The sequence below is a fragment of the Flavobacterium psychrolimnae genome, from assembly GCF_003312425.1.
GTDB classification, from domain to species: Bacteria; Bacteroidota; Bacteroidia; order Flavobacteriales; family Flavobacteriaceae; genus Flavobacterium; species Flavobacterium psychrolimnae.
In genome coordinates this window covers 99604-112308 of the sequence record NZ_QNUX01000002.1, presented here as the reverse complement: position 1 = coordinate 112308, position 12705 = coordinate 99604, and the positions used below count along the sequence as shown (strand labels likewise).

10 protein-coding genes are annotated in these 12705 nt (G+C 31.6%); all 10 read left to right on the top strand.

Annotation, left to right across the window (positions count from 1 at the left end; genetic code table 11):
* Window positions 1–75: 75 nt before the first annotated feature.
* The 10 genes from DR980_RS02745 (at window position 76) to DR980_RS02700 (ending at window position 12704) form a co-directional block, all read left to right on the top strand.
* Window positions 76–2823, top strand: coding sequence for a gluzincin family metallopeptidase (locus tag DR980_RS02745; protein WP_113633739.1), 2748 nt, complete (start codon window positions 76–78; stop codon window positions 2821–2823).
* Window positions 2824–3009: 186 nt separating this feature from the next.
* Window positions 3010–5418, top strand: a complete 2409-nt coding sequence (locus DR980_RS02740; RefSeq protein WP_113633738.1) for an alpha-ketoacid dehydrogenase subunit alpha/beta — start codon at window positions 3010–3012, stop codon at window positions 5416–5418.
* 129 nt (window positions 5419–5547) lie between these two features.
* The gene (locus DR980_RS02735; RefSeq protein ID WP_113633737.1) at window positions 5548–5820 is read left to right on the top strand and encodes a hypothetical protein; all 273 of its coding nucleotides are present in this window, start codon (window positions 5548–5550) and stop codon (window positions 5818–5820) included.
* Window positions 5821–6006: 186 nt separating this feature from the next.
* Complete coding sequence (locus DR980_RS02730) at window positions 6007–6684, top strand: peptidoglycan DD-metalloendopeptidase family protein (RefSeq protein ID WP_113633736.1); 678 nt, start codon at window positions 6007–6009, stop codon at window positions 6682–6684.
* Between the two features lie 3 nt (window positions 6685–6687).
* The gene (locus tag DR980_RS02725) at window positions 6688–7164 is read left to right on the top strand and encodes a hypothetical protein (RefSeq protein ID WP_113633735.1); all 477 of its coding nucleotides are present in this window, start codon (window positions 6688–6690) and stop codon (window positions 7162–7164) included.
* A gap of 255 nt (window positions 7165–7419) precedes the next feature.
* Entirely contained in the window at window positions 7420–7782 is a 363-nt protein-coding gene (locus tag DR980_RS02720) for a cupin domain-containing protein (protein ID WP_113633734.1), read from the top strand.
* Between the two features lie 339 nt (window positions 7783–8121).
* Window positions 8122–8667 (top strand): helix-turn-helix domain-containing protein, encoded by a 546-nt coding sequence (locus DR980_RS02715; protein WP_113633733.1) that lies wholly within the window; start codon window positions 8122–8124, stop codon window positions 8665–8667.
* 73 nt (window positions 8668–8740) lie between these two features.
* The gene (locus DR980_RS02710; protein ID WP_244199244.1) at window positions 8741–11356 is read left to right on the top strand and encodes an ATP-binding protein; all 2616 of its coding nucleotides are present in this window, start codon (window positions 8741–8743) and stop codon (window positions 11354–11356) included.
* Window positions 11356–11790, top strand: coding sequence for a response regulator (locus DR980_RS02705; RefSeq protein WP_113633731.1), 435 nt, complete (start codon window positions 11356–11358; stop codon window positions 11788–11790). The genes DR980_RS02710 and DR980_RS02705 overlap by 1 nt, the downstream gene beginning before the upstream one ends.
* A gap of 89 nt (window positions 11791–11879) precedes the next feature.
* Window positions 11880–12704: a CheR family methyltransferase gene (locus DR980_RS02700; protein ID WP_113633730.1), complete on the top strand. Its 825-nt coding sequence runs from the start codon at window positions 11880–11882 to the stop codon at window positions 12702–12704.
* The last annotated feature ends 1 nt before the right edge of the window (window position 12705 follow it).

The following is a 12705-nucleotide window of genomic DNA, read 5'->3' as shown; positions in this document are numbered from 1 at the left end:
GCATATCTTAAAATAACACTCCATTTCCTTATTTTATTAACTTCATTCAATCAATATGCCCAGCATCAATCTAAGATGAAAGTTGAGCTTAATGCTGCTAATAAAACACTGGCTATCAAGCAGGAAATTATTTTTGTAAATCAGTCGGATGACACTTTGAACTCGATTGTTTTGAATGACTGGAATCATGCATTTTCCAACAAAAATACACCACTTGCCAAGCGGTTTTCGGATGAATTTTACAGAGGCTTCCATTTAGCCAAAGAAGAGGAACGCGGAAGTACAATAAATTTGATTGTTAATGATGCAACTCAGCAGTTTTTATCTTGGCAAAGAACAGAGAAAAACCCTGATTATATTGTTGTTGAACTTAAAAATCCGTTACTTCCAAATCAAAAAGTAGCTTTACATCTTTCCTATATTACCAAAATTCCCAACGAAAAGTTTACCAAATATGGCTACTCTAACAATGGTAGTTTTAACTTGAAAAACTGGTATCTCACTCCTGCCCGATATGAAAATCATTCTTTTGTAAAAAACAGTAATAACAATCTGGATGATATTGCAAATGCCGTTTCTGATTTTGAAATTGATCTTAAAATCCCGAGAACCTTAGAAGCCAGTTCCGACTTAAACAGTGAGAAAACATTTGGGAATGATGACTTTTTATATTACCGATTATCGGGAAATAACAGAACTGATTTCAGTTTGATTATTGAAACCAAATCAAGTTTTGAAAGTTACAGAAATAGTTCTGTTGATGTGCTTACTGATTTAAAAAACAACAAAGTAGATAATATTCAAAAAGCGATTGTAATTGACCGAATTGTAAACTTTGCCAATAATTTAATTGGAAAATATCCATACGAGAAGATTATAGTTTCGCAAACTGATTACGAAAAAAATCCTTTTTATGGATTAAATCAACTTCCGTCATTTTTAAGTCCCTTTCCAGATGAATTTATTTTCGAAATTAAATTTTTAAAAACGTATTTAAATGAATATTTAAAAAAGAGCTTGCATTTGGATCCAAGAAAAGATAATTGGATTTATGATGGAATTCAGGTTTATGCAATGATGAAATATATGGACGAAAATCATCCCAAAACAAAAATGATGGGAAGTGCCTCTAACATCCGCTTGCTTAAAAGTTTCAATCTTACTAATATTGATTTTAATGGTCAATACAGTTATTTTTATATGTTGATGGCTCGAAAAAATCTCGATCAGCCTTTAGGGGATCCAAAAAATACTTTAGTAAAATTCAACGAACAAATAGCCAGTAAATATAGGGCGGGACTGAGCATTCGGTTTCTTGATGACTATTTACAAAACAATGCTGTCCCAAACAGTATTAAACAATTTTATGAAAAAAACAGAATTACGCAGGTATCCAGATCTGATTTTGAAACAATTATAAAATCAAATAGCAATAAGGATATCAATTGGTTTTTTAATACCATTATTAATTCAAGAGATATCATTGATTATAAATTTTCGAGCGTAACAAAAACCAAAGACAGCATCACTTTTTCTGTCAAAAACCGCACAGGAACTCCTATTCCGATTCCGATTTATGGTACCAAAAAAGGAGAAATTGTTTTTAAGCAATGGCTGGATATTGAAGAATGCGACAGCACCTTTACGATTCCAAGAAATAATATTGATAAGATCGTATTAAATCTGAAAAACGAAGTGCCAGAATACAATTTAAGAAATAACTGGAAGAAATTAGAAGGTTTTTTTCCAAATAATCGCCCCGTTAAATTTGTATTTATGAAAGACTTGGAAGACCCGTATTACAATCAAGTATTGTATGTTCCATCAATATATTACAATTTATACGATGGTATAACTCCGGGACTTCGACTGCACAATAAAACCATTCTGGAAAAACCTTTTATTTTTGATGTGAATCCGTCCTACTCTACTAAATCGAATAATTTATCCGGTTCAGCTGTATTTGTAGTCAACCAAAATTTTAGAAAAAGCAACCTATATAATGCCCGATATTCTATCAGCGGTTCCTATTTTCATTATGCGGAAGATGCGTCATATTTTAGATTAAATCCGGCCATACAGTTGCGCATTAGAGAACCTAATTTTAGAGATAACAGAAAACAACTTTTCTTGTTTCGACAAGTAATTGTAAATAAAGAGAAAAGTGCTTTGGTTATTGATAATTCCCCTGAAAATTATTCGGTTTTTGATGCGAGATACATTAATACAAAAACGGAGGTTACAAATCATTTTAATTTCACTACAGATTTACAAATTTCTGGAAAATTTGGAAAAATCACTAGTGAAATTGAATACCGAAAACTCTTTGAAGACAATCGCCAAATTAATTTACGCTTCTACGCAGGAAGTTTTTTGTACAATAAAACGCAATCCGATTTTTTCAGTTTTGCATTAGACAGACCCACGGATTACCTTTTTGATTACAATTATTTTGGTAGATCCGAAAGTACGGGACTATTTAGTCAACAATATGTAGTTGCAGAAGGTGGTTTTAAATCAAAAATTGCAACTCCATTTGCCAATCGATGGATTACCAGCTTTAATGCAAGTTATAGTATTTGGAACTGGATTGAAGCGTACGGAGATGTTGGGTTTATTAAAAATAAGGATGTGAAACAACGATTTGTTTATGACAGTGGGATTCGGCTAAATCTTGTCACAGACTATTTTGAATTGTATTTTCCGGTGTATTCCAGCAATGGATGGGAAATTTCACAAGACAATTACAATGAAAAAATACGTTTTATTGTAACTTTTTCTCCTAAAACATTAATCAATCTTTTTAATCGAAAATGGTTCTAATCTAATATTATTACCCCTATTTATTAAACTATTCTCAGTAATTAAAGTATAAAATTACATATAGCAAAAAAATAAAGTTCTTTTTCATGGAATAAATTATAAAAATTAAATTCTATTTTTTTCAATGTATTATGAAAAGAGGTTGTTTTTAAGTAAATTTGCAATTCAAAGTTATACTTTTCAATTATGATAAAAGAAAAAACCAATACTACATTGACATTTGAAGATTTCAAAATCGAAGTTTTAAAGGACTATACAACAGCCATAATAAGCAGAGAATGCAGTTTATTAGGACGTAAGGAAGTATTGACTGGAAAGGCCAAGTTTGGGATTTTTGGTGATGGAAAAGAAGTGCCACAACTGGCAATGGCAAAAGCTTTCAAAAATGGCGATTTCCGTTCTGGATATTATCGCGATCAAACTTTTATGATGGCTATTGGTGAACTTACAATGCAACAGTTTTTTGCCGGACTATACGGTCATACTGATATTGAACAAGATCCGATGTCAGCCGGAAGACAAATGGGCGGTCATTTTGCAACGCATAGTTTAAATGAAGATGGTTCATGGAAAGACTTAACAAAACAAAAAAATTCAAGTGCTGATATTTCTCCTACAGCGGGACAAATGCCAAGATTATTAGGTCTTGCTCAAGCATCAAAAATATACAGACAAGTTTCAGGAATACCAGATGCCTCTAATTTTTCTAATGAAGGAAATGAAATTGCATGGGGAACTATTGGGAATGCAAGTACATCCGAAGGCCTGTTTTTTGAAACAATAAATGCCGCCGGAGTTTTACAAGTTCCTATGGTAATGAGTGTTTGGGATGATGAATATGGAATTTCTGTTCACGCCAGACACCAAACTACAAAAGAAAATATCTCCGAAATTTTAAAAGGATACCAAAGGGAACACGATACCAACGGTTTTGAAATTTTAAGAGTAAAAGGTTGGGATTATGCGGACTTGATTGCTACTTATGAGAAAGCTGCTGAAATTGCCAGAGAAAATCATATTCCAGTTTTGATTCACGTAAATGAATTGACGCAACCTCAAGGACATTCGAGTTCCGGTTCACATGAAAGATACAAAAACGCAGACCGATTGGCATGGGAAAGAGATTTTGATTGTATTCGTCAAATGAAATTATGGATGATTGCGATTAATATTGCATCGCCTGAGGAAATCGAAGCTATTGATGTGCAAGCTAAAAAAGACGTTTTAGAGGCTAAAAAAGCCGCTTGGAATGCTTTTATAGAACCTATCGTTGAAGAGCAAAAAGAATTAGTTGCTTTATTGCAAAAAATAGGGGAATCTAGTAATAATAAGGAAACAATATTAAAATTCATTGCTGATTTAAGCGGAATCAAATCTCCTTTGAAAAAGGAAATTTTGGTAACAGCCCGAAAAGTATTGCGTTTAATCCTTAATGAAAATGGAAAGCAAGAATTATCGCAATGGATTACAGATTATACAATTAAAACCCAAAAGAATTTTAGCAGTAATTTATTTTCAGAAACTGAATTAAATGTGTTTTCTGTTGAAAAAGTTTTACCGGTATATCCTGAAGATGCAAAAGAAGATACTGATGGACGAATGATTTTGCGTGATAATTTTGATGCTATTTTCACTAAATATCCTGAAGCATTAATCTTTGGAGAAGATGCAGGAGCTATTGGTGATGTAAACCAAGGTTTAGAAGGGATGCAGGAAAAATACGGAGAACTTCGCGTTGCCGATGTTGGAATTCGTGAAGCTACCATTCTAGGTCAAGGAATTGGAATGGCTATGAGAGGTTTACGTCCAATTGCTGAAATTCAATATTTAGACTATTTATTATATGCCATTCAAATCATGAGTGACGATTTGGCTACACTCAGATACAGAACAGTCGGTAAACAAAAAGCACCATTAATTATACGTACGCGTGGCCACCGTTTAGAAGGAATTTGGCATTCTGGTTCTCCTATGGGAATGATTATCAATGCCATCCGTGGAATTCACGTTTTGGTACCGAGAAACATGACACAAGCAGCCGGTTTTTATAACAGTTTGTTAGAATGTGATGAACCTGCTTTAGTGATCGAATGCTTGAATGGCTACCGATTAAAAGAAAAAATGCCGTTGAATTATGGTGAGTTCAAAACGCCAATTGGAGTTGTAGAAACCTTGAAACAAGGAAGTGATATTACATTAGTTTCGTATGGTTCTACTTTGCGATTGGTTCAGCAAGCCGCCAAAGAATTACTTGAAGTTGGAATTGATTGCGAAATAATCGACTTACAGTCTTTGCTTCCATTTGATATCAATCAAGATGTGGTTAAAAGTATTGCTAAAACAAATCGTCTGTTGGTAATTGATGAAGATGTTCCTGGTGGCGCTTCAGCTTATATTTTACAACAAATAATTGAGCAACAAGACGCTTATAATTATTTAGACGGTAAACCGCAAACCCTTACTGCAAAAGCCCACAGACCAGCTTATGGAACAGATGGAGATTATTTCTCTAAACCTTCTGCAGAAGATATTTTTGAAAAAGTCTATGAAATGATGAATGAAGTAAACCCTTCAAAATATCCTAGTCTTTACTAAAATCAATTTATTTTAAGATATAAATCCTAATCAGCAATGGTTAGGATTTTTTTTATTTTAAATTCGAATTCAGATAAACAAATAAAATGCTATCTTGTTCTTTAATTTAATAATTTTAATACAAACAAAATGAGAAAAATAAGCTTGATTTTAGGAATGCTGGCAATGATTACTATTGTTTCCTGCAAAGAAAAAGAAGAAGTCGCTGTACCTGCAACACAAACAGAAACTTCAAGCGAAGTTACTACTAACGAAAAAACAACCACAGTTACAACCAAAGCTGAAGACAGTACTGCCATAAAAATAAGTACTGACGGAGTAAACGTGACTACCAAAGATGGGAAAACTAAAACTAGCGTGAATGTTTCTGGTGGAGAAGCTAAAGTGGAAATAAAAAAATAGTAATCGAATATAATTCACAAAAGTGAAAGTCGTTTTTAAAAAATAAAGACGCTTTACGCTATTTTGAAATTAGTTTTCTAAAAAAATTGAAAGCATTAATTCAAAATTATAAGTTATAATGCCAACGTAAAATTTTTATGTTGGCATTTTTTATTTAATTTTAGTGTTTTAAAAAAATTACTATAAATGATAGCATTAGAAACGCTCTTGCACGACATTGAAAATGTTAAAGTGATAGACGCAAAAATTGATTATAATCAATATATTCCTTTGGATTTATCCAATAAAAATGAAACTCTTAGAGAACGTAATATTGATAATGCTGTAGATTTCGAAAAATATATCGAAAGCTATTTGATGGAAAACAATGCCAAAGTAGCCTACGGAGGCTATAACGAAATTAGAAATTTATATAAAAGAAGTGAAATCTTCAACGATTCGAAAACCGAAGAACGCAACATTCACATTGGTTTAGATTTATGGATTAAAGCGGGGACACCTGTTTTAGCTGCAGTTGACGGATTTATCCATAGTTTTAATTACAATACGGGCGTGGGAGATTATGGTCCAACTATAATTTTAGAACATAAAATTGAAGAGCACACTTTTTATACCTTATATGGACACTTATCCTTAGAAAGTATAAGTCACATTGAAATTGGAGATGCTTATGAAAAAGGACAGCAAATAGCCACTTTGGGTGATGCTTCTGTAAATGGGGATTATGCTCCACATTTACATTTTCAAATTATAAAAAAAATTACAAATTCCTTTGGCGATTATCCCGGTGTCTGCAGCGCAAGTGATTTAAATCACTATTTAGAAAACTGTCCAGATCCTAATATCTTATTAAAAATAAAATAAATCATGAAAAAATTAATTATTGTTTTGACTATTCTTTTACTTGTTGGATGTAAATCAAAAAAAGTAGTCACTGAGCCAGAACCAGAAGTAGCTAAAATCGAAAAACTTGGATTAGCTGAAATTAGTGAAACTCAAAAAAGTAAAGCCTATGAATTAGGAAAAAGAGTTTTGATGACCTGTAATACCTCTAAATTCAAACCTTTTACTTCAAGTGAAGCAACACCATCAGTAATAAAAAACACGACTGTTGAGCGATTATCAAAAACATGTAATAGATTTCGTCAGTATTATGGAACTTTTATTGATCTTCAATTAGTGGAGGCCTACAGAAATAACTTCGAAAACACAACCGTTTTTCGCTACAAAGCTTTGTATTCGAAAAAAGTTGCAAATAAAGAACTTCGTGTCACGATGAACTCAGAAAACAAAGTTTCTTCCATAAAATCATTAGATTGGGTTAATTCTTTTCCAATGAATTAATTACCAATTAAATTCTTCTTATAAAGTTTGTTGTCTAATAATTCTTGCTTTAATTTAAAAATAAGAGTAAAGCAAAATATTTAATATAGTTGTAAACTAAAAAATAAGAATTTACATATTAAAAAAAATAGCCAATTAAGATAAAAAATTAAAGTCATAATTAAGTAAGCTTTAAAAATAATTATATAACAAATTTTTAATTCACCAAAATTACCTTTAAACCCTTATATATTACCCTAAAGAAATAAAAAAAATATGTCCCTCAAGATCAATTCAGTCGACAATAGCGAGTTAAAAAAATCGCAATCCCATATAATTGTAGAAATTATTCAATATGTTCCCAATGCCGTTTTAAGTCGAACTATCATCAAAAAAACAACTGGCAACATAACTGCTTCTTCATTTGATGCAGGCGAAGAATTAGCAGAACGTACTTCCCCTTTTGATAACTATGTGCAAATAATAGACGGTACAGCCGAAATATTTATTGATGAAATAAAACACTCTCTCAAATTGGGAGATGGAATAATTATACCAGCACATTCCACACATTCATTTAATGCGAATGTACAGTTCAAAATGATTTCAACAACGATAAAAAACGGATACGAGGATTAAACTATACTTTATAATTAAAAATGATATCAGTTTCTTTATTGAAGAAAACTATGATAAGAGAAATAAATTTAAAAAAAAAATAGAAAAAAAGAAGTGATTCTTTTCTAAATAATTATTTATTTTAGTACTAATAAAAACAACATAACACCAACAAAATCAGATAATTATATGCGTTTAAAACGTAATTTAATTTGAGAAATAAGTCTGAAAAAACAAATAAGCCTTGACTACAGATTATTTTATAACTTAAAACTATAATTTTATAATGTATCTTTAATTTGAAAAAGTAAATTTGCGCAAACTGTAAAATAAAAATATTTGAAACTATATATAAAATACATGGTAAGCAATCGCTGCAAAATGGCAGTGAAAGAGGAATTGAAAAAGCTGAAACTTCACTTTATGGTTGTTGATCTTGGTGAAGTAGAAATCATGGAAAATATTTCTATGGAGCAAAGACAACTCTTAAAAGCGGCACTTTTAGATTCAGGACTTGAATTGATGGATGATAAAAAATCCATGTTAATCGAAAAAATTAAAAATGTAATTATACAAATGGTGCACCATACGGTTGAACCCATTAAAATTAATTTTTCGGATTATTTGAGCCAACAATTAAATCATGATTACACCTATTTGTCTAACTTATTTTCTGAGGTACAAGGAACTACAATTGAACAATTTATAATTTCCCATAAAACGGAACGTATTAAAGAGTTGATTATTTACGGAGAATTGAATATTACGGAAATTGCATGGAAAATGAATTACAGTAGTGTTGCTCATTTATCCAGTCAATTTAAAAAAGTTACTGGCCTATCCCCTTCTCATTTTAAACAATTAAAAGACAAAAGACGCAACCCAATTGAGGAAATTGGTAAGTAGGAAAAATAATTAAATCAATTTTTTAATAAAAATAGAAATCATATATAGTCACGTATCAAAATATGCCAGAAGCTTGATTGAAGCTAGTTTAGACCCTACAATCTCAATAAATACTGCAGGGAAAATTACGGACGTTAATGAAGCAACGGTAAATATTACGGGAATAAATCGTAACATTTTGATTGGTTCTGATTACTTTAATTATTTTACCGACCCTCAAAAAGCAAAAGCAGTATATCAAGAAGCTTTTGTAACTGGATACGTGACGGCTGCTCCTCTTACGCTTCATCACAAAAAAGGCAAACTAACTGATGTATTATTTAATGGGTCAGTTTATAAAGACGATCTTGGAAATGCATTAGGATTAGTGATTGTATCCAGAGATATAGCCGAACAAAAATGGGCTTTAGATCTAAAAATTGCGAACAAAGAACTTGCGTATCAAAACAATGAAAAAGAAAAACGGGCTGCTGAATTGGTACTTGCCAATGAAGAGCTTACTTTTCAAAACACATTAAAAGAAAAACGAGCAGCGGAATTAGTGATTGCCAACAAAGAATTGGCATATCAAAATGATGAAAAAGAAAAACGTGCCGCTGAGTTAGTAATTGCTAATAAAGAATTACTATTTCAAAATAAGGAAAAGAAAAAGAGAGAAATTGTAAATAAAGAACTCAATGAGCTCAATTATACTGCAAAATTAGCTTCTCAATATTCTTTAAGTCTCATTGAAGCAAGCCATGATCCATTGGTCACAATAAATACCAAAGGAAAAATTACCGATATGAACGAAGCATTGGTGAATAGTACTGGTATGACACGACTAGAACTTACTGATTCTGATTTTTTTGATTATTTTACGCAAAAGCAAAAAGCGAGAGAAGTATATCAAGAAGTATTTGAAAAAGGATTTGTTGCTGATTCACCTCTTACCATCAGACATAAAGACGGAAAATTAACCGATGTTTTATTCAACGGTTCTGTTTATAAAGATGATAAAGGAAATGTTTTAGGTGTTGTAATTGTTGCTAGAGATGTCACTGAACAAAAAAGAATCGCTACTGAATTAATTGAGGCTCGTGTTTTTGCTGAATTGGCTACTGAAATTGCCGAAGAAGCAAAGAAAAGTGCAGAGAGTGCTACTATTATTGCTAAAAATGCTGTAAAGACAAAGCAACAATTTTTGTCTAATATGAGTCATGAAATTCGTACGCCGATGAATGCTATTATCGGTTTTACAAAAGTAATTTTGAAAACAGACTTAACTACTAAGCAAAAAGAATACTTAGAAGCTATAAAAATGAGTGGCGACGCATTAATCGTTCTTATTAATGACATTCTGGATTTAGCAAAAGTAGATTCCGGTAAAATGACTTTTGAAAAAATACCATTCAAAATGAAAGCTTCAATAAGTGCAATGTTGCATTTGTTTGAAACTAAAATTCAAGAGAAAAACTTGAACCTGATTCAGGTATATGATGATAAAATTCCAACAAATATTATAGGCGATCCGGTTCGTTTGCATCAAATTATTTTAAATTTAGTTAGTAATGCAGTAAAATTTACAACGAAAGGAAAAATAACTGTAAGTGTTGATTTGTTACATGAAGATGCTGAAAACGTAATTCTACAATTTGCTGTAACAGACACAGGAATTGGTATTGCCGAAGAAAAAATTGAAAAAATATTTGAAAATTTCCAACAAGCATCCAGTGGAACTTCAAGATTGTACGGCGGAACAGGTTTAGGACTTGCTATCGTGAAACAATTAATAGAACCACAAGGCGGTAACATTATTGTGAAAAGTAAAGTTAATGAGGGTTCAACATTTAGTTTTACTCTTCCTTTTCAAAAAGCTAATGCTGATGCTGAATTAGAAAATGAAATACTAGAATTAGATTCTGAAGTAAAAAACATAAAAGTACTGGTCGTTGAGGATATTCCTCTCAACCAATTGCTAATGAAAACATTATTAGATGATTTTGGATTTCAGTACGATATGGCTGAAAATGGAAAAATAGCCATTGAAAAACTAAAAAATAATGATTACGATATCATTCTGATGGATTTGCAAATGCCAGTAATGAATGGTTTTGAAGCTACAGAATACATTCGGAATACCATGACGTCAAAAATACCAATTATCGCTTTAACTGCTGATGTAACCACAGTCGATTTGGCTAAATGTAAAGCAGTTGGAATGAATGATTACCTTGCAAAACCAGTTGACGAGAGATTGCTATACAGTAAAATTGTAACGATATTAAAAAAACCTGCACTAGTTAAACTTGCTGAAAAGCAAAAAGACATGACGGTTGTAAAGGAAAAAATAAAATATATTAACTTGGTTTATTTAAACCAAAGAACTAAATCGAATCCCGCATTAATGGTGGAAATGATAGCTTCATATTTACAACAAACGCCGCCATTAATCAATACTATTAAACAAAGTTTTGAAGAAAAAAACTGGGAATTATTAGGCGCGGCAGCACACAAAATGATTCCATCTTTTTCAATAATGGGTATTAGTCCTGATTTTGAAAATATGGCCAAAAAAATCCAAGACTTTGCAATGGCACAAGAAAAAACCGAAGGAGTAGCAGATCTGGTTTTGGAATTGGAAAAAATTTGCTTACTAGCCTGCGAGGAACTTCAAGAAGAATTAAACATAATTAAAAATACCATATAATGAACACCAACGATAAAGTGAAAATATTTCTTGTAGACGATGATGCATTGTTTTTGAAATCACTAGAAATTGAATTTTTAGAAAATGCTGATTTTATAGTCGAAACCTATCCAACCGGAGAACTTTGCATTGCAAATTTGTCTAATAATCCTGATGTAGTAATATTAGATTATCAACTGGATGGAATTGTTGAAAATGCAATGAACGGTCTTGAAACCCTTGATCAAGTAAAAGCTTTCAATCCTGAGATTCCGGTTATAATGTTATCCTCTCAAGATAAAATTGAAGTGGCGGTAAATTGCATGCATCACAAAGCGTTTGATTACGTAGTGAAAAGCGAAACAGCTTTCGTTAGATTACAAAAAATAATTACCGCTATTTTTAAATACCAAAAAATGGAGAAAGAATTAAATTGGTACATGGATCGTATGTAATACATGCTGTTTTGTTCAAATTTAAGGTAAAGATTAAAACTGGTTTTTTTGATTTGTTCCAAAATAAAAACCAAAATTGTTAAAAAAAGATGCGAAATAAAGAGACATCAGACTTGGAAATTTCATTGCTATTGGAAGCTATCTTTCAGAAATATGGTTATGATTTCAGAGAGTATTCCCAAGCCCATATCAGGCGCAGGATTATGAATAGAATGGCGGTATCGCAATTCGAAGATATTGCTGAAATCCAATCAAAGGTTTTAAATGATGCCACATTTGCATCAGAAATCTTACAGGATTTATCTATTACAGTAACAGAAATGTTTCGTGACCCTTTATTTTACAGGTCATTACGAGAAAATGTTATTCCAATTTTGAAAACCTATCCCTTTATAAAAATATGGCATGCTGGCTGTGCCACTGGGGAAGAAGCTTATTCCATGGCTATTCTTTTACAAGAAGAAGGTTTGTATGAACGTACAACCATATACGCAACTGATTTTAACCAGATGGCTTTGAACCGCGCCAAAGATGGTATTTTTTCGAATAAAATGATTAAAGAATATACGTCTAATTATCAATTAGCTGGAGGAAAAGAATCTTTTTCGAATTATTATACTTCCAATTATGATAATGTTATTATGAATCAGTCCTTGAAAAAAAATATTGTTTGGGCAAATCATAATTTAGTAACCGACAGTGTATTTGCAGAAGTAAACTTAATTTTATGCCGGAATGTGCTGATTTATTTTGATAAAAATTTACAAAATAAAGTTCAGACTCTTTTTTATAACAGCCTCATAAATGGTGGTATTTTATGTTTGGGATCAAAAGAAAGTTTACGATTTTCTGATTTGTACGCCCATTATATCGAGTTAGACACAAAACAAAGAATATTTAAAAAGAAATATTAAA